Source organism: Streptomyces sp. AF1A (assembly GCF_047340315.1).
Taxonomy (GTDB): domain Bacteria; phylum Actinomycetota; class Actinomycetes; order Streptomycetales; family Streptomycetaceae; genus Streptomyces.
Genome location: NZ_JBLEBI010000032.1, coordinates 16271 through 33343, shown reverse-complemented (window position 1 = coordinate 33343; position 17073 = coordinate 16271). Strand labels below are relative to the sequence as shown.

Genomic DNA, 17073 nt, shown 5'->3' with positions numbered 1-17073 from the left:
ATGGCTCTGCACAAAGGTCCCGGGAAGCACGACGAGCGGGTGCTGTCGGTCAACCCGTTCTTCGGAGAGGCCGACCCGGTCGGCGGCATGACCGAGGCTCCGCCCACGCACCGGCTCCCGAACGCCCCGATTTCCCCGCACACGGCGTACCAGCTGGTGCACGACGAGCTGATGCTGGACGGCAACTCCCGGCTGAACCTGGCCACTTTCGTCAGTACCTGGATGGAGCCGCAGGCCGACGTGCTGCTCGCGGAGTGCCGCGACAAGAACATGATCGACAAGGACGAGTACCCGCGCACCGCCGAACTGGAGCGGCGCTGCGTGGCGATGCTCGCGGATCTGTGGAACGCGCCGGATCCCGCGGCCGCCGTGGGCTGTTCGACCACGGGTTCCAGCGAGGCGTGCATGCTCGCCGGCATGGCGCTGAAGCGGCGCTGGATGAAACGGAACGCCGACCGCTATCCGGGGGCGCGCCCGAACCTGGTCATGGGCATCAACGTCCAGGTGTGCTGGGAGAAGTTCTGCAACTTCTGGGAGGTGGAGGCCCGGCTGCTGCCCATGGAGGGCGACCGCTTCCACCTGGACCCGCAGGCGGCGGCCGAGCTGTGCGACGAGAACACCATCGGGGTCGTCGGCATCCTCGGTTCGACCTTCGACGGTTCCTACGAGCCGATCGCCGAGCTGTGCGAGGCCCTGGACGCCCTGCAGGAGCGGACCGGGCTGGACGTCCCGGTGCACGTGGACGGGGCGTCCGGCGCGATGGTGGCGCCGTTCGTGGACGAGGACCTGGTGTGGGACTTCCGCCTGCCGCGCGTGGCCTCGATCAACACCTCGGGGCACAAGTACGGGCTGGTGTATCCCGGGGTCGGCTGGGCGCTGTGGCGGGACGCGGAGGCGCTGCCGGAGGAGCTGGTCTTCCACGTCAACTACCTGGGCGGCGACATGCCGACCTTCGCACTCAACTTCTCCCGGCCGGGCGCCCAGGTCGTCGCGCAGTACTACAGCTTCCTGCGGCTGGGCCGCGAGGGGTACCGGGCGGTGCAGCAGTCGACGCGGGAGGTGGCCCGCTCGCTCGCCGGCCGGATCGAGGCGCTCGGCGACTTCCGGCTGCTCACGCGCGGCGACCAGCTGCCGGTGTTCGCACTGACCACGGCCGACGACGTCACGGCGTACGACGTCTTCGACGTCTCCCGGCGGCTGCGCGAGAACGGCTGGCTGGTGCCCGCGTACACCTTCCCGGCGAACCGCGAGGACCTGTCCGTGCTGCGGATCGTGTGCCGCAACGGCTTCTCCCACGACCTGGCCGACCTGTTCATGGACGACCTGGCCCGTCTACTGCCCGAGTTGCGCCGCCAGCCGCATCCGCTCACCCACGACAAGAGCGCCGCCACAGGTTTCCACCACTAGCACGCACGCCCGGCCCCGGCGCGTCGCCGGGGCCGGGCGCCGATGCGGCCCTGTGCCGCCTGCTCACTCCCCCGCCTGTGCCAGGGCCACCAGTTCGAACGCGGTCTTGCCGTCCAGGGACTCCCGGATGATGTCGGCGTGACCGGCGTGGCGGGCCGTCTCGCGGATCAGATGCAGGCACAGCCAGCGCAGCGAGACCCGGCCCTCCGGCGGGAACCAGGGGTCGGGCGGCAGCGGGAAGGTGTCGTCCAGGCTGGGCGCGGAGCGGATGAACTTCTCCGTCTCCGCCGCGACCTGCTCCCAGTGGGCCAGCTGCGAGGCCACCGTCTCCTCGCCGACCAGCTGGAAGGTCTCGTGCCAGTTCGACTCGTCGCGCCGGACCGCCGGGGGCTCCTGCCTGGCCCGGGCGATCCAGCTCTGCTCGACCTCGGCGACGTGCTTGAGCAGGCCGGCCAGGGAAAGCTCGCTGGCGCTCGGACGGGACCGGGCCTGCTCCTCGGTCAGCCCGAGCAGTGCCCGGCGGATCCCGCCGCGCTGCTCCTCGATGAACGCCAGCAGCGCCCCTCGCTCGTCGCCCTTCGCCTCCGCGGACACGTGCGTGACCATGACCGGCCGCCTCTCGTCGGTTCGCCCGGGCTGTCCGCCCGGTACGGACGACGCTACGGGCTCTTTAGGTCAGATTCTGTCCGCTGACCCGGGGCGAGCCGGACTAGAACGGGAATCCGCTCCGGCCGTGCTGCACCGAGATCCACTTGACGGTGGTGAAGGCCTCGAGCGTCGTCTCGCCGTTCAGGCGGCCGATGCCGGAGTGCTTCTCGCCGCCGAAGGGCACGATCGGCTCGTCGTGCACGGTGCCGTCGTTCACGTGGAACATGCCGGTGTCGATCCGCTTGGCGAAGGCGACGCCCCGCTCGATGTCACCCGTGTGCACGGCGCCGCTGAGGCCGTAGGGGGTGTCGTTGACGATCCGCACCGCCTCCTCCTCGCCGTCGAACGGGACGAGGAAGACGACCGGGCCGAAGATCTCCTGCTGCAGCAGTGCGGAGTCGGCCGGGAGGCCGGTCAGCACGGTGGGCTCGACCAGGTTGTTGTCCACGGTGCCGCGCACCAGGGCCGTGGCCCCCTCGGCGAGCGCCTGCTCGACCGCGCCGGACAGGGCGTTGGCCTGGGTGGAGTTGATCACCGGGCCGATGACGGTCTGCGGATCGCGCGGGTCGCCCACCTTGAGGCCCCGCACCTTGGCGACGAACTTCTCGGTGAACTCGTCGGCGACCGCGCGGTCCACGAGGACCCGGTTGGCGGCCATGCAGACCTGCCCCTGGTGGACGAACCGGCTGAAGACCGCCGCGTCCACCGCGTAGTCCACGTCCGCGTCGTCCAGCACCACCAGCGCGCTGTTGCCGCCCAGTTCGAGCACCGAGCGCTTGAAGTTCGCGGCGCAGACGGTGGCGACGTGCCGGCCGACGGCGTCGGAACCGGTGAAGGAGATGACCTTCGGGACCGGGTGCTCGAGGAACGCGTCGCCGATCTCGGCGATGTCGGTGACGACGACGTTGAGCAGGCCGCCGGGCAGCCCGGCCTCCTCGAAGATCCTGGCGATCAGGGTGCCGCCGGCGACCGGGGTGTTCTGGTGCGGCTTGAGGACGACGCCGTTGCCGAGCGCGAGGGCCGGCGCGACGGACTTCAGCGACAGCAGGAAGGGGAAGTTGAAGGGGCTGATCACGCCCACGACGCCGACCGGCACCCGGTACACGCGGTTCTCCTTGCCCTCCGTCGGGGAGGGCAGGATCTTGCCTTCGGGGCGCAGCGCCAGGTGGATGGACTCGCGCAGGAACTCCTTCGCGAGGTGCAGCTCGAAGCCGGCCTTCACGCGCGTGCCGCCCAGCTCCGTGATGATCAGCTCGGCTATCTCCTGCTCGCGGTCCTCTATCAGCCTCAGCGCCCGCTCGAAGACGGCCCGCCGGGCGTAGGGGCTGGTCTCGGCCCACTGCTTCTGGGCCCGGGCGGCCGCCCGATAGGCCTGGTCCACCTCGTCGACCGTGGCCACCGTGATCGCGGCCAGCTTCTCGTCGTCGTAGGGGTTGAAGTCGATGACGTCCCAGGAACCGGTGCCCGGTCGCCACTCACCGTCGATGTACTGCTGGGCCAAGTCGCTGAAGTAGGACGACATGTGATCCCTCAATCACTAGAGGTGCCAGATCCCGGTCACGGTCTGATCACACGTCATCCTACTTGTGGGTCACGAGAGTTGAAGCAGTCCGCGGAGAAGATCCCGGCTCTCGTCCGGCCCGGGGCTGTCCTGCTGCAGCTCCTTCAGGGCCTGCTCGTACTGGGCGACGTCCTCGCGCTTGTCGAGGTACAGGGCGCTGGTCAGCTGCTCGAGGTAGACCACGTCGGACAGGTCGGACTCGGGGAAGCTGAGGATGGTGAAGGCGCCGCTCTCGCCGGAGTGCCCGCCGAAGCCGAACGGCATGATCTGCAGCCGTACGTTGGGCCGCTGGGAGACGTCGATCAGGTGCTGGAGCTGGCCGCGCATCACCTGGCGGTCGCCGTAGGGGCGGCGCAGGGCGGCCTCGTCGAGGACGATGTGGAGCTCGGGGGCGTTGTCCGACAGCAGGTGCCGCTGGCGCTCCAGGCGCAGCGCGACCCGCCGTTCGACGTCGTCCGCGCTCGCGCCCTTCATGCCGCGCCGGACCACCGCGCGCGCGTACTCCTCGGTCTGCAGCAGGCCGTGCACGAACTGCACCTCGTAGACGCGGACGAGCGAGGCGGCGCCCTCCAGGCCCACATAGGTGGGGAACCAGCTGGGCAGGACGTCGGTGTAACTGTGCCACCATCCCGCCACGTTGGCCTCGCGGGCGAGGGAGAGCAGCGACTGCCGCTCGGCCTCGTCGGTGATGCCGTACAGCGTCAGCAGGTCTTCCACGTCCCTGGTCTTGAAGCTCACCCGGCCCAGCTCCATCCGGCTGATCTTCGACTCCGACGCACGGATCGAGTACCCCGCGGCCTCGCGCGTGATCCCCCGGGCTTCACGCAGTCGCCTGAGTTGCGAGCCGAGCAGCATCCGCCGCACCACCGATCCGGGCTCTCCCGCGCTCACGTTCGCCAGCCTCCCCAACCGTCTTAGGTGCCGCAGTCTGCCACTAAAACGCTTCGCGCAGTACTCGTCCGGTTACAGAAACGGAAAGAGGTCGGCCGTTTCTGTCGCGCCGCGGCCGGGAGAGGTGGGGACCACTGGCGACCACGGCCGCCACGAGGGCAGAAAAAATGGCCAAGAAGCGGTGCGGACAGGTCCATTTCGGTCGCGTGCACGTGCATCTGCCCTTGCATCTGCTCTGCGCATCCGAAACCATGGTCCCGCACCACCGCTGCATCGCAACGACCGCGAATTCCCGGGAGTGCCTCGCATGGGGACGAATGGATCGACCATGCTCAAGCCGTTACGGCAGGGCCTTCCGCCGTTGGACCCCGCGGCCGTGTCCGATGCCGCGTCCTGCGCCCTGCCCGCCCGTTACGAGGCGGTGCGCGAGGCCCGGCGGTTCACCCGGGGCACCCTGGACCAGTGGGACATCGGCGACCGTTTCGACGACATATGCCTGGTCGTCTCCGAACTCGTCACCAATGCCCTGCGCCATGCGCTGCCGGCGGACGCCTGCTCGGAGAGAACCCCGTCCGTACGGCTGCACCTGATGCGCTGGACCGAGCGGCTGGTGTGCGCGGTGCGCGACCCGAGCCACGAGACGCCGGCGCCGCGGGACTCGGACGACTTCTCGGCCGAGTCGGGTCGCGGGCTGTTCCTGGTGGACTCCTTCGCCGACGGCTGGGGGTGGCACCCGCTCGCCGGGACCCTCGACGGCAAAGTCGTCTGGGCCATGTTCCGGCTCAAGACGACCTGCTGACGCGGAACGGCGCCGACGCACGCCCCAATTCTACGCGCGTCACGGGTTCCAGGACGGCCTCGACATCGTTGCCATCCGCCGTGTCCGCACCGCCGGCGCGTCAACTCGCTATGAGGTGGTCGAACTCGCCGTCCTTGACGCCCAGGAGCATGGCCTCGATCTCCGCGCGCGTGTAGACGAGCGCCGGCCCGTCCGGGAAGCGCGAGTTGCGCACGGCGACCTCGCCGCCGGGCAGTCGCGCGAACTCCACGCAGGAGCCCTGCGAATTGCTGTGTCTGCTCTTCTGCCAGGCCACTCCGTCCAGCTGCGTGGCAGCCATGCCGTTGTACACGTCGTACTCCCTGTACACGCCGTCAACGTCGCGGTCCACAGGTCGCTCCCCGGTGGTGCACTGGCTGGTGTGGCCATAGATGCGGTGGTCAACTGACCCGGATCATAACTCCGTTCACGTGCACTTGCATGAGCAGATGCACGTGCACGGGGAGTCGTCCCACGGTTACAGCTTTGACGCACGCTTTACCTGACGGTGTGCCGGTGTTTCACCCGAGCTGTTCCAGCGCCTGCCCCAGTGCGGGCAGGACATGCCCCTTCCAGCCACCACCCATGATCTTGCGCGCCATCAGCTGAGCCGGGTCGTCCGGATCGAACCCCTCGTGCACTAGGAACAGACGCGTACCGCGCCCTTCCTGTTCCAGGGTCCAGGTAATGGTCCAGTCCGTGGGATGGGCGGGATCGGCGTCCGCCCAGCGGAGGGACAGCATCCGCTCGATGTCGTAGGCGAGCACCCGCACCTCGACGACGCCCGAGAACCGGGTGTTGGGACGGGGGACGGAGGTCATCCGGTACCGATGGCCCACCTCCAGCCGGAAGTCCTCGGCGCCCGGCATCTGCCAGCGGGCGAGCAACTCGGGCTCGGTCAGGGCGCGCCACACCTTGGCGGGCGGATGGGGGAAGTACTGGTCGACGCGGATCGTGGTGAGGTCGTCCGGGTCGCCGTCAGGCACTGTGCTCATGAGCCTCATCGTCGGGCATGCGGTCGAGGAGATCGCCGAGGCCCTTCAGTTGCTCGCGCCAGAACCGCTCGTACGGATGGAGCCAGTCCTGCACGTCGGCGAGGGGGGCGGCCTCGAGGCGGTAGATGCGCTTCCGGCCCGCGCGCTGCTCGGAGACGAGACCGGCCTCCCGGAGCACCTTGAGGTGTTCCGAGAGGCTCGGACGGCGCATGTCGAAGTGGTCGGCGAGCGCCTGGACGGGCTGCGGCCCGCGCTCGCGCAGCAGCCGCAGCACCTCGCGGCGGGTGGCGTTGGCGAGCGCGGCGAAGACGCGGTCCTCGGCGGCGGTACCCGTCCCGTTCATGGAGCGGTCAGAAGCCTTCCTTCTCCGTCAGCAGCATCAGACCGTTGCCGTCCGGGTCCCGGAAGGAGGCCATCCGGCCCCACGGGTACTCGTCCGGGCCCTGCACCTCGGTGCCCGCCTCGGCGAGCCGTGCGCAGTCGGCGTCGACATCGGTCGTCACCAGCATGATCCCCCGGGCCGAACCCGGCTCGAAATCCCCCATGCCCGGACCGGAGAGCGTGAAGACGGTCTGCGCACCCTTGGGCGCGACCTGGAGCCAGCGGCCCGGCGGCATCTGCAGATCGGCGGTGACCTCGAAGCCGAGGACGTCCCGGTAGAAGCGCAGGGCCCGGTCCTGGTCGGTGACGGGAAGGGTGACGAAGGAGGCGTGAGTGACAGTCATGCGGAGGACAATAGGTAGGCAATCCCCTACCAGTCAAGCGTAGGAAGTTCCCTACGCGTTGTTGCCGGTGCTTCACACGGGATTCCTGTCCGGCGTACGGGGGGCGCCCCTGGTGGCTGCTGGTAGCTTGCTGCGGGCCGTCCGGCCGAGGGCGGCCGGACGCTACAGCTTGGGAGCCTGACGTGACTTCGGCTACTGCTTCGGTGAGTTCACGGGTGCGGGTCGCGGCCCTGGCCGCGGGGCTGGTCGGCGCGCTGACGCTGACGGCGTGCAGCAGCGGCGGCGGTGGTTCCACGGACCGTCCCTCCGCCACGCCCAGCGCGAGCCCGGCTCCGTCGTCGGCCGCGAGTTCCCCGGCCGTGACCGGCGCCTCCGCCAAGCTCCAGGGCAGCTGGCTCACGACGAGCGGCGGCAAGATCGTGGCCCTGGTGATCACAGGGAAGCAGGCCGGGATCTTCGCGACCGGCGGGACCGTCTGCAGCGGAACCGCGGGCAGCGAGGCCGGCATGCAGATGATCCACCTGTCCTGCACCGACGGCAGCAAGGACCGGGTCTCCGGCATGGTCGACTCCGTCAACGGCAAGGCGATGAAGGTGACCTGGTCGGGCAAGGTGGGCCAGGAGACGTACACCAAGGCCGAGGGCGGCAAGCTGCCGACCGGGCTGCCGACTCGTGTGAAGCAGTGACGCGGGTCGGCGCGTGCGGCGGGCCACGCCAGTGCGCGGGCGGGGGGGGCGATGACTCGGGTGCGGCGCGGGTTGTTTCGGTGACGTGGGTGCGCGGGCGCGAGGCAGCGACTCTCGGATGCGGCACGGTTGTTGCAGTGACTCGGGCGCGCGGGCGTGCAGTGGCGACGCGGGCGCGCCGCACCGGCGCGAGGCGGCGACTCGGGTGCGCGGGCGTGAAGCAATGAACGGGCGTGCAGCAATGAATCGGCCGGCCCGTGTGCAGCGGCGAGGCGAGCGGGTGCGCGGGTACGCCGGCGCCGGTGCGCGGGCGCGAGACGATGATGCGGGTGCCCGGGCTGTTGCCGTGACTCGGGAGCGCGGGCGGTGGCAGCTTGTTTCGGGGAAGCACCTGAAGCGGTGATTCCGGAGGGGCGCGCGAACGGTCCCGCCGCGCAGGCGCCATGATGCTGGGACACCGTCACGACCTCGATGGGACCTGCTCATGCGCGCCATTCCGCTCACCGTCACCGCTCTCGCCGCCGCCCTGCTGCTGACCGCCTGCAACGACGGCAGCAGCGACAAGAGCGGCGCCAAGGACGGCTCCGCCTGCCGGCTCGGCGGCGTCTCGCTGGAGGTCGGGTCGGCGAGCGTGGCACCGGCGGCCGGCGACACCGGCGAGGTGCCCGTCAGCATCACCAACCACAGCACGCCGTGCACGCTCGACCACTTCCCCGGCGTCACCCTCGTCCAGAAGGACGTGTCCGCGAAGCTGTCCGCCCAGAAGGAGGCGAAGGCGCAGAAGCTGAAGCTCGCCAAGGGCGACTCCGCGACCTTCACCATCTCGTACGTGCGCGGCAGGACGGGGGACGCCACGAGCCTCGCGGCCACCCAGATGCGCATCGCCCTGCCGGGCGACGACACCACGCAGAACTTCCCCTGGAAGTTCGGCCCGATCGCCGGTCAGGGCGCCCAGGGCAAGCCGAACGCCACTGTCAGCGCCTTCCAGCAGGTCGGGGACTGAACGCAGGGTCGGGCACTGAACGCAGGCCGCAACTGATCTCACTCCAGCCGCGGGCGGGCCTCGACCTGGGCGCGGTCCGCCGCGGCCGCGCCCTCCGTCCAGCCCGCCGCGTCGCTCACCCCGCGCAGCCGGGTCGTGGTCGTCTCGGGGAACATGCGCTCCAGTCGACCGGTGACGGCCGCCGCGCGCGTGGCCAGCACCGGCAGCAGATCATGGGTGACCTGGGTTTCGGCGGCTGCCCTGAGCCGGTCGCCGACCCGGTGGGCGTAGGCCGCGAGGAACGACTGCCGGAAGGTCTTGGTCCGCTTCCGTCCGCCGGCTCTCTGGGCCGCCTCCGCCTTGGTCATCGCGCGAGTGGCCTGCACCAGCAGCGAGGTGTAGAGCAGCTCGACCGCCTCCAGGTCCGCCTCGAAGCCGACGACCGTGGAGAAGCCGAAGGCCTCGTGCCACACCGCGCGGCAGTGGTTCGCGCCGGCCACGGCGTCCAGCAGGACCGCCTTGGTCTGCTCGTACGGCGGCTCGACCCCGATCCGGCAGGCGCCGGGCGCGTCCGGCGCGGGCGCCGCGGCGGCGAGCAGCGCCTCGTCGACGCTGTGCCGGGCCATCAGCTCCTGCGCCTTGGTGCTGAGCGCCTCCGCCTCCTCCGGGTAGCCGGTCGCCTCTGCCTTGGCGAGCAGCGCGCGGATGCGGCCGAGCATGCGGGACGCGGCCGGGGCGGGACCGTGACGGGGTGCCTCCTCCATGGGCTCCAGGACGGGCAGCCGGAGCAGCAGGCGGTACAGCTCCAGGACGGCCGTGGCGTGCGAGAAGCGGTCCGTCGCCCGCGCGGGGTCGTCGGGCAGGTCCGCCAGCTGCGCGGCCCAGCGGCGCCCGCGCGGGCGGTCGCGACCGGACTGGGCCCGGATCAGCCCGGCCGCCAGGCGTACGTGCGCCTCCTCCAGCTCGCGCCGCACCAGCCGTACGACATCGGCGGGCTGCCAGCCGCGCCGCCACGCCGTCGCCACGAACTCCTCGCCGCGCCGCGCGAGTTCGGCGTCCGCGGCGGGGTCGGCGGCGAGCAGGGAGGCGCCGGTGTCGAGCCCGGTTTCGGTGTCGTCGTAGAGCGAGGCCCGAAAGGCCCGCTCGACGGTCGCGGCAGTACTGGTCACACCGCCGATCGTGCCATGCCCCGCCGACAGCGCCCGGCGTCTGTCCACAGCCTGTGGACAACTTCTTCGCGCTCACGCCGCGGCACCCGGAGTGCGCAGGAGGCAGGCACTGTCAACTATTGGTTGACACCCCGAGGGGATGCAACCTACGGTTGACACATGGCGACCAACCAGAACATCACTTCCTCCGTTCGCCTCGACGACCTCATCGAGGCCATCAAGAAGGTCCACACCGAACCCCTCGAACAGCTGCAGGACGCGGTGCTCGCCGCGGACCACCTCGGGGACGTGGCCGACCATCTGATCGGTCACTTCGTCGACCAGGCCCGCCGTTCCGGCGCGTCCTGGACGGAGATCGGCAAGAGCATGGGGGTGACCCGGCAGGCGGCACAGAAGAGGTTCGTGCCCAAGGAATCGGCCGGACTCGACGCCGGCGACTTCAGCCGCTACACCCCGCGCGCGCGGAACGTGGTCATGGCCGCGCACAACGAGGCGGTGGCCGCCCGCAACCCCGAGGGCCGCCCCGAGCACCTGGTCCTCGGACTGCTGGCCGAGCCGGAGGGCCTCGCCGCCAAGGCGATCACCGCGCAGGGCGTCCTGCTGGACGCCGTGCGGCAGGCCGCGACCGCCGCGCTGCCGCCCGCCGCGGACGAGGTCCCCGACCTCATCCCCTACGGACCGGAGGCCAAGAAGGCCCTGGAGCTCACCTTCCGCGAGGCCCTCAGGCTCGGGCACAACTACATCGGAACCGAACACATCCTGCTGGCCCTGCTGGAGCACGAGAACGGCAAGGGCGTGCTCAGCCACCTCGGCATCACCAAGGCCGCGACCGAGGAGTACGTCGCCCAGGTGCTGGCGCTGCTCGTGCAGCAGCGCGAACAGGAGGGCCCGAAGGACTGAATCACCAGGTCACGGCCATTGTCAGTGCCGCCTGCCACACTCGCAGTCATGACCGACCGGTGGGCGCTCGCACCGGCCGAGGACGGTGGCGTGGACGTCGCCCCCCTCGGCCCGGACGGGCTGCCCGCCGGACCGGTGCGGCGGGAGAGCGATCCCGCCGAGGCGGTGCGGAGCCGCCCGGAGGTGACGCGCTGGGTGTGGCGGTCGACCCCCGAGGTCTACCCGCGACTGCTCGCCACGGGGGTGCGAGTGGAGCGGTGCTACGACATCGAGGACGCCGAGACACTCCTGCTGGGCCACGAGGGGCGGTACGGCGAGCCACGCTCGGCCGCCGCCGCCCTGGCCCGCCTCCGCGGCGGCCCCGTACCGACCGACCCGCCGCAGCGCGCGGCCGCGCCGGGAGCCCAGTCCCCGCTGTTCGAGCCCACCGGCACCCGCCTGCCCCTGGCGGACCTGCTCGCGGTCTACGCCGACCAGCAGCGGCGGCACGAGAAGACCGCCCACCCCGACCGGATGCGGCTGCTGACCGCCGCCGAGTCGGCCGGGATGATGGTGGCCGCCGAGATGAACCACGCCGGCCTGCCCTGGAGCGCCGAGGTCCACCGCGCGTTGCTGCACGACCTGCTCGGCGAGCGGTACGCGGGCGGGGGCGAGCCGCGCCGCCTCGCCGAGCTGGCCGACGAGGTCTCCGCCGCCTTCGGCCGCCGGGTGCGGCCCGACCTCCCCGCCGACGTGGTCAAGGCCTTCGCTCAGGCCGGGATCAAGGTGCGCTCCACCCGCCGCTGGGAGCTCCGGTCCGTCGACCACCCGGCCGTCGAACCGCTGCTGGAGTACAAGAGGCTGTACCGCATCTGGGTGGCACACGGCTGGTCCTGGCTGCAGGACTGGGTGCGCGACGGCCGCTTCCGCCCGGAGTTCCTCGCCGGCGGCACGGTCACCGGGCGCTGGGTGACCAACGGGGGTGGCGCCCTGCAGATCCCCAAGGTGATCCGGCGGGCCGTGGTCGCCGATCCCGGCTGGCGGCTGGTGGTGGCCGACGCCGACCAGATGGAGCCGCGCGTCCTGGCCGCGATCTCCCGCGACCCCGGCCTGATGGCGGTCGCCGGCCGCGACAGCGATCTCTACCAGGCCGTCTCCGACCGCGCCTTCTCCGGCGACCGCAACCAGGCCAAGCTGGCCGTGCTCGGCGCCATCTACGGCCAGACCTCCGGCGACGGCCTGAAGAACCTCGCCGCGCTGCGCCGTCGCTTCCCCCAGGCCGTCGCCTACGTCGACGAGGCGGCACGCGCGGGTGAGGAGGGCCGGCTGGTGCGCACCTGGCTGGGCCGGACCTGCCCGCCGGCCGCCGGTTCGGGCGACGACGCGGCCGAGGAGGCGGGCATCCCCGTCGGCGACGAGGACTCGGACGCCGAGACCTCCTGGGGCCCTGGCTACGCCTCCACCAACTCCCGCGCCCGGGGCCGCTTCGCGCGCAACTTCGTCGTGCAGGGCAGCGCCGCCGACTGGGCCCTGCTGCTGCTCGCCGCGCTGCGCCGGGCCTGCGCGGACCTTGAGGCCGAGCTGGTCTTCTTCCAGCACGACGAGGTGATCGTGCACTGCCCCGCCGAAGAGGCCGACACCGTCGTCCGGGCCATCCGCGAGGCCGCCGACCTCGCCGGACGGCTGACCTTCGGCGATACACCGGTGCGGTTCCCGTTCACCACGGCGGTGGTGGAGTGCTACGCCGACGCCAAGTAGGCCGGTCCGCGGTGCCGGTTCACTCCTCCAGCAGCTCCCGCAGCTCCGCCAGCACCGCCTGCTCGTCCGTGCCGTCCAGCGCCGCGAGCGCCGCGCGCCAGCTGTCGTGCGCCTCCGGCCTCCGCCCCTGCTCGCGCAGCAGCAGACCGTGCTGGTGCCGGGCCAGGCCGCCCATGTAGCGGTCGGCGCGGGCGTCTGCCCGGCACAGCAGCTCCGCGCACTCGCGGCCCGCCCGTCCGGTCTCCCCCAGCTGCCGCAGCGCGCGGACCAGGCCGAGCCGGGTCTGCGACTCGCCGTGCCAGTCGCCGTGGCCGCCGAGGATGCGCAGGCTCTCCTCGAAGTGCCGGGCAGCGGCGGCCGGTTCGCCCAGCGTGAGGTGGGCGTAGCCGATGTTGCAGTGCGCCGCGTGCCGCACGATGACGGCACCGATCGCGTCCCCGATCGCCAGCGAACGCCGGTGCTGCTCGATGGCGGCGCGCGGGTCGGTGTGCTCGTAGAGGTTGCCGAGGTGGCTGTGGGTGACGGCCTCGCCGTAGGGGTCGTTCAGCAGCCGGGAGCAGCCGAGGCTCTGCCGCAGCGCCGCCTCCGACTCCTCGAACCGTCCGAGCCCCTCCAGCAGCAGCCCCCGGTTGTTCAGGCAGCGCCGGATCCGGGACGGAGCACCGAGCCGCCGCCAGATCTCCAGGGCCTGGTCGGTCAGGGCGAGGGCGTCGTTCTGCCGGCCGGTCAGGAAGTGCAGCCCCGCCAGATCACCGAGCGCGTAGGCCTCCGCCGCCGAGTCCTTCAGCCGCCGTGCCGCCCCGAGCCCGGCCTGCCCGAGCACCTCCATCTCCGCGACCCGCCCGCGCCGCTGCACATACGGGAAGAACAGCCGCACGAGCACCGACAGACGGGCGGCCTTGCGCAGGTCGCCCGTGTCCGCGTTCCGCTCCACCAGCGCGACGACGTTCTCCAGCTCCATCTCCGCCCAGGCGAAGGCCTGCTCGGCGGACTCGAACAGCGGCAGAGCGGCGACGTCCGCTGCGTGCTCGGCGGGCTGCGCCGAGGTGGGCCGCAGCCGGTCCTCCTGATCGAGCCCCGGTTCCACGACCCTCACCAGGACCCGCTCGGCGGCCGCCGCGTACCAGCGCAGGGCGATCAGATCGGGGTCCTGGTCCATGGGCGAGGGCGACGCGCCGTCCGTGCGGGCGTCCGCCAGTTCGCGGGCGAAGTCGCGGACCAGGTCGTGGGGGGTGTAGCGGCCGTAGGCCGTCTCCTCCAGCAGGGCCACGTCGACCAGGCGGTCCAGGGCGGCCTCGGCCCGGCGCTCGTCGGTGCCGGTGAGGCGGGCGACGAGCGGGGCGCCGTAGGTCGGCAGGTCGAGGGCGCCGATGTGGCGCAGGGCGAGCGCCGCGTCCCGGTCGGCCTCACGCTCGGCGGCGGCCAGCGCGTCGTGGGCGACGGCCAGGGAGCGCCGGACGCTCAGGTCGTCGTACTCCAGGTGGTGCAACCGCCCTCCGGTGGCGGCCAGTTGACCGGCGAGCACGTCCGGGGTGAGCGCCCGCCGGGCGGCGAGCCGGGCGGCGACCACGCGCAGGGCCAGCGGGAGCCCGCCGGTCAGCTCGACCAGGGCGTGGCCGGCGTCCAGCCCCTCGCGGCCGCTCACCGCGCGCAGCAGGGCCGCGCTGTCCTCGCCGGTCAGCGGGCCGAGCGGGAATCGGCGGGCACCGTCGAGGGCGGCCAGCGGCGAGCGGCTGGTGACGATGACCGCGCAGCCGGGCCCGGCCGGCAGCAGCGGCCGTACCTGGGCCGCGTGCGCCGCGTCGTCCAGCACCAGCAGGAGGCGGGCGGGGGCGAGCAGGGAGCGGAGCAACGCGGCGGCCGCGTCCGCATGTTCGGGGATGTTCCGGGGCTCGGCGCCGAGGTCCCGCAGCAGCGCGGCGAGCGCCTGCGCGGAGCTGAGCGGGGTCATACCGGGCGTGGCGCCGTGCAGATCGACGTAGAGCTGACCATCGGGGAAACGTTCCCGCAGCGCGTGTGCCACGTGCAGGGCGAGCGCGCTCTTGCCGACGCCCGCCATGCCGGAGATCACGGCGACGGCAGGAGCGGGTGCGGGCCGCTCGGTCAGCGCCTGCCGCAGCGCGCGCCGTACGTCCGCGCGGCCGGTGAAGTGGGCCGGCGGGGCCGGGAGCTGGGCCGGGCGCGGGGTCTGCCGCCAGGCCGGCACCTCCTCGGACGGCGATACGGCGGCGACGGCCGGCTCACCGTCGCCGGCGGCCGCCGCGTCCACACCCGTCTCCTCCGCCCGGCGCGCACCCGCGGCCGGCTGCTCGTGCCCACCGCGCCTCTCCTCCCGGTCCCGCGCCGCCGCCGTGCCGCCCCTTCCCCGCAGCACCTCGACATGCGCCTCGCGGACCGCCGGGCCGGGCTCGACGCCGAGTTCCTCGATCAGCCGGGAGCGCAGATCACGGTGCACGGCGAGGGCCTCCGCCTGGCGGCCGGTGCGGTGCAGGGCGAGCATCAGCTGACGGTGGTACGCCTCGCGCAGCGGATGCCCGGCGACGAGGGCCGCCAACTCGGGGATCAGCGCCGTCAACCGGGCTCCGCCGACGGCGAGTTCGGCGTCGTGACGCCACTCCAGCAGGAGCAGCCGCGCCTCCTCCAGGCGCTGGACGAGGGCGTAGCCGCCGAGGTCGGCGGGGAGCCCGCTGAGCGGGGTGCCGCGCCAGAGCGCGAGCGCGGCCGTGCAGGCCCGCGCGACGGCGGGCCAGTCCTGCCGGGCGTGCGCGGCGCGCGCCTCGGCGACCCGGGCATCGAACACGTCAACGTCCAACTCGCCCTGGTCGACGCGCAGGAGATAACCCGGCGGCACGGCCCTGAGCCGTTCGGGCTCGTCCAGGAGCCGGCGCAGCCGGGTGACGTGGTTGTGCAGGGACGCCTGCGCGGAGACGGGCGGTGCGCCGCCCCACAGGGCGTCCTTCAGCGACTCGACCGAGACCACCCGGCCGGACTCCAGCAGCAGCGCGGCGAGCAGGGTGCGCACCTTGGGGCTGCCGATGGGCCGGACGCCGTTGTCGGGGGCGTCGTCGGCCGGCTGCCGCGGCGGCCGGGGGGCGTTGTGCGAGATACCGTACGGCGGTCGGTCGTAGAGGACCGGCGGGCCCAGCAGTCCGAACCGCAGCTCGCACCGCCGCATCACGCCGCTCCACTGCCCTTCCGGGCGGCCGGGGCCGCCCGCGCTCCGCGGCGGGCACGCCCGCCGTCCCGTGGCGGAATTCCGCCCTGTCCACAGCGGTTTCCCGCCACCCCTTGCCTGCCGTTCCGGCCCGGAACGGCCTGTCCAGCGGCCCGTTTCCCTGACCACCGAACGACTTCCGGCCAACCGGTGCACGACCCGCCGACGAACCGTTGGCCACATGTTAGCGATCCGTTGGTGAGTCCTGATGTGATCTTTGCATCGGATCTGGCCCGACGGCGCGCGCGTGAGTCGCGTAACTCGGGGGAGTGTCGCCGCAGGCCGGATCCGGGGACGCACACGGGCCCCGGTCGGCGGAGGTGAACGACCGGGGCCGCGTCCCGTTCGTCCGGCCGGCTCAGATCACCGGCGGGCGTCCGAGGCGGGTGAGGCGCCACACCGTTCGCCAGCGCATGGGGCGCCGCTCGCCGGCGGATTCCCGCAGCCCTTCCACGAACCCGCCGAACCACGCCTTCAGCCCGGCCGCGGAACGGATGCGGGCGAGCGTGAGCAGCGTCCACACCGCGAGGTGCACCGGGACGAGCGGCAGCGGCAGCCGGCGCCGGACCAGCCAGACGCGGTTGCGGGCGTTGACCCGGTAGTAGATGGCGTGCCGCGCCGGCGAGGTCTTCGGGTGCCGGAGCAGCAGCTCGGGGGCGTACAGGATCTTCCAGCCGGCATCGACGGCCCGCCAGGCGAGGTCCGTCTCCTCGTGCGCGAAGAAGAAGTGGGCGGGCCAGTCGCCGGTCTCGGCCAGCATGTCCATGCGCAGGGCGTGGCCGCCGCCGAGGAACCCGGTGACGTAACCCCCGCGCATCGGATCGGACTTGCCGACCCTCGGCACGTGCCGCTGCTGGGTCTCGCCGTGCTGGTCGGCGATGCGGAAGCCGACGATGCCGAGGCGCGGATCGGCGGCATACAGGTCCCGCACCCGCCGCAGCACGTCGGCGTCGACGAGCAGCCCGTCGTCGTCCAGCTCCACGACGACGTCGACGTCCCCGAACTCCCGCAGCCGGGCGAGGGCCACGTTCCGGCCGCCGGGGCACCCGAGGTTCTCGTCCACGTCGAGGGTGGTGACCTCGCCGGGCAGGGAGAGCCGGGCGGCGAACTCGGGCAGCCGGCACCCGTTGCCGACGACGACGATGCGCGCGGGGGCGAGGTCCTGCTTGGCCACGGACTCCAGCAGGGCGTCGACCTCGGCAGGCCGGTTGCCCATGGTCACCACGGCGACGGCGATCCTCGGTTCCACCACGTCCCTCACCCCATCATCCGGCCGACCGCGGCACCATCTGCCCGCGCGGTGCCCATAGTTCACCACGATGTTGCCTCAGATCCCCGGAT

At 72.3% G+C, this 17073-nt stretch carries 16 protein-coding genes; 6 read left to right on the top strand and 10 right to left on the bottom strand.

Annotated elements, in window-relative coordinates:
* The gene (locus ACLU3S_RS12915; protein ID WP_413951928.1) at positions 1 to 1407 is read left to right on the top strand and encodes a glutamate decarboxylase; all 1407 of its coding nucleotides are present in this window, start codon (positions 1 to 3) and stop codon (positions 1405 to 1407) included.
* A 63-nt stretch (positions 1408 to 1470) separates the two neighbouring features.
* Here ACLU3S_RS12915 and ACLU3S_RS12910 read toward each other — a convergent pair whose 3' ends face one another.
* The 3 genes from ACLU3S_RS12910 to ACLU3S_RS12900 form a co-directional block, all read right to left on the bottom strand.
* Positions 1471 to 2013 (bottom strand): DinB family protein, encoded by a 543-nt coding sequence (locus ACLU3S_RS12910; RefSeq protein ID WP_413951927.1) that lies wholly within the window; start codon positions 2011 to 2013, stop codon positions 1471 to 1473.
* A gap of 103 nt (positions 2014 to 2116) precedes the next feature.
* A complete protein-coding gene (locus ACLU3S_RS12905) occupies positions 2117 to 3577 on the bottom strand; it encodes an aldehyde dehydrogenase family protein (protein ID WP_413951926.1) in 1461 nt (486 codons plus the stop codon).
* A 69-nt stretch (positions 3578 to 3646) separates the two neighbouring features.
* Complete coding sequence (locus ACLU3S_RS12900) at positions 3647 to 4471, bottom strand: helix-turn-helix domain-containing protein (RefSeq protein WP_413951945.1); 825 nt, start codon at positions 4469 to 4471, stop codon at positions 3647 to 3649.
* A 343-nt stretch (positions 4472 to 4814) separates the two neighbouring features.
* Between ACLU3S_RS12900 and ACLU3S_RS12895 the strand changes: the two genes are divergently transcribed.
* A complete protein-coding gene (locus ACLU3S_RS12895; protein ID WP_413951925.1) occupies positions 4815 to 5306 on the top strand; it encodes an ATP-binding protein in 492 nt (163 codons plus the stop codon).
* 100 nt (positions 5307 to 5406) lie between these two features.
* Here ACLU3S_RS12895 and ACLU3S_RS12890 read toward each other — a convergent pair whose 3' ends face one another.
* The 4 genes from ACLU3S_RS12890 to ACLU3S_RS12875 all read right to left on the bottom strand — a co-directional run bounded on the left by ACLU3S_RS12890 (position 5407) and on the right by ACLU3S_RS12875 (position 7044).
* Positions 5407 to 5676, bottom strand: coding sequence for a DUF397 domain-containing protein (locus ACLU3S_RS12890; RefSeq protein ID WP_413951924.1), 270 nt, complete (start codon positions 5674 to 5676; stop codon positions 5407 to 5409).
* A gap of 169 nt (positions 5677 to 5845) precedes the next feature.
* On the bottom strand, positions 5846 to 6319 hold the full coding sequence (locus ACLU3S_RS12885) for an SRPBCC family protein (protein WP_413951923.1): 474 nt from the start codon (positions 6317 to 6319) through the stop codon (positions 5846 to 5848).
* A complete protein-coding gene (locus ACLU3S_RS12880) occupies positions 6303 to 6662 on the bottom strand; it encodes an ArsR/SmtB family transcription factor (protein ID WP_413951922.1) in 360 nt (119 codons plus the stop codon). Before ACLU3S_RS12880 ends, ACLU3S_RS12885 begins: the two co-directional genes overlap by 17 nt.
* A 7-nt stretch (positions 6663 to 6669) precedes the next feature.
* Positions 6670 to 7044, bottom strand: a complete 375-nt coding sequence (locus ACLU3S_RS12875; protein WP_413951921.1) for a VOC family protein — start codon at positions 7042 to 7044, stop codon at positions 6670 to 6672.
* A 182-nt stretch (positions 7045 to 7226) separates the two neighbouring features.
* Here ACLU3S_RS12875 and ACLU3S_RS12870 point away from each other — a divergent pair, with 182 nt between their 5' ends.
* Positions 7227 to 7730, top strand: coding sequence for a hypothetical protein (locus ACLU3S_RS12870; protein WP_413951920.1), 504 nt, complete (start codon positions 7227 to 7229; stop codon positions 7728 to 7730).
* A 484-nt stretch (positions 7731 to 8214) separates the two neighbouring features.
* Positions 8215 to 8733, top strand: coding sequence for a DUF4232 domain-containing protein (locus ACLU3S_RS12865; protein WP_413951919.1), 519 nt, complete (start codon positions 8215 to 8217; stop codon positions 8731 to 8733).
* 38 nt (positions 8734 to 8771) lie between these two features.
* Here ACLU3S_RS12865 and ACLU3S_RS12860 read toward each other — a convergent pair whose 3' ends face one another.
* A complete protein-coding gene (locus tag ACLU3S_RS12860; RefSeq protein ID WP_413951918.1) occupies positions 8772 to 9881 on the bottom strand; it encodes a DUF2786 domain-containing protein in 1110 nt (369 codons plus the stop codon).
* A gap of 159 nt (positions 9882 to 10040) precedes the next feature.
* On the opposite strand from ACLU3S_RS12860, the gene ACLU3S_RS12855 reads away from it, so the two are divergent.
* Positions 10041 to 10781 (top strand): Clp protease N-terminal domain-containing protein, encoded by a 741-nt coding sequence (locus tag ACLU3S_RS12855; protein ID WP_413951917.1) that lies wholly within the window; start codon positions 10041 to 10043, stop codon positions 10779 to 10781.
* Between the two features lie 48 nt (positions 10782 to 10829).
* A complete protein-coding gene (locus ACLU3S_RS12850) occupies positions 10830 to 12518 on the top strand; it encodes a bifunctional 3'-5' exonuclease/DNA polymerase (RefSeq protein ID WP_413951916.1) in 1689 nt (562 codons plus the stop codon).
* A 19-nt stretch (positions 12519 to 12537) separates the two neighbouring features.
* Here the strand turns inward: ACLU3S_RS12850 and ACLU3S_RS12845 are convergent, their stop codons facing one another.
* Positions 12538 to 15693 carry a BTAD domain-containing putative transcriptional regulator gene (locus tag ACLU3S_RS12845; protein ID WP_413951915.1) on the bottom strand — a complete coding sequence of 1052 codons (3156 nt, stop codon included), beginning with the start codon at positions 15691 to 15693 and terminating at the stop codon, positions 12538 to 12540.
* Positions 15694 to 16090: 397 nt separating this feature from the next.
* Complete coding sequence (locus ACLU3S_RS12840) at positions 16091 to 16984, bottom strand: glycosyltransferase family 2 protein (RefSeq protein WP_413951914.1); 894 nt, start codon at positions 16982 to 16984, stop codon at positions 16091 to 16093.
* Positions 16985 to 17073: the final 89 nt, after the last annotated feature.

Excerpts from the sequence above, each read along its gene's own strand:
- ACLU3S_RS12915 (WP_413951928.1), top strand. The coding sequence starts at position 1 with ATGGCTCTGCACAAAGGTCCCGGGAAGCACGACGAGCGGGTGCTGTCG.
- ACLU3S_RS12910 (WP_413951927.1), bottom strand. The coding sequence starts at position 2,013 with ATGGTCACGCACGTGTCCGCGGAGGCGAAGGGCGACGAGCGAGGGGCG.
- ACLU3S_RS12905 (WP_413951926.1), bottom strand. The coding sequence starts at position 3,577 with ATGTCGTCCTACTTCAGCGACTTGGCCCAGCAGTACATCGACGGTGAG.
- ACLU3S_RS12900 (WP_413951945.1), bottom strand. The coding sequence starts at position 4,471 with ATGCTGCTCGGCTCGCAACTCAGGCGACTGCGTGAAGCCCGGGGGATC.
- ACLU3S_RS12895 (WP_413951925.1), top strand. The coding sequence starts at position 4,815 with ATGGGGACGAATGGATCGACCATGCTCAAGCCGTTACGGCAGGGCCTT.
- ACLU3S_RS12885 (WP_413951923.1), bottom strand. The coding sequence starts at position 6,319 with ATGAGCACAGTGCCTGACGGCGACCCGGACGACCTCACCACGATCCGC.
- ACLU3S_RS12880 (WP_413951922.1), bottom strand. The coding sequence starts at position 6,662 with ATGAACGGGACGGGTACCGCCGCCGAGGACCGCGTCTTCGCCGCGCTC.
- ACLU3S_RS12875 (WP_413951921.1), bottom strand. The coding sequence starts at position 7,044 with ATGACTGTCACTCACGCCTCCTTCGTCACCCTTCCCGTCACCGACCAG.
- ACLU3S_RS12865 (WP_413951919.1), top strand. The coding sequence starts at position 8,215 with ATGCGCGCCATTCCGCTCACCGTCACCGCTCTCGCCGCCGCCCTGCTG.
- ACLU3S_RS12855 (WP_413951917.1), top strand. The coding sequence starts at position 10,041 with ATGGCGACCAACCAGAACATCACTTCCTCCGTTCGCCTCGACGACCTC.
- ACLU3S_RS12850 (WP_413951916.1), top strand. The coding sequence starts at position 10,830 with ATGACCGACCGGTGGGCGCTCGCACCGGCCGAGGACGGTGGCGTGGAC.
- ACLU3S_RS12845 (WP_413951915.1), bottom strand. The coding sequence starts at position 15,693 with ATGCGGCGGTGCGAGCTGCGGTTCGGACTGCTGGGCCCGCCGGTCCTC.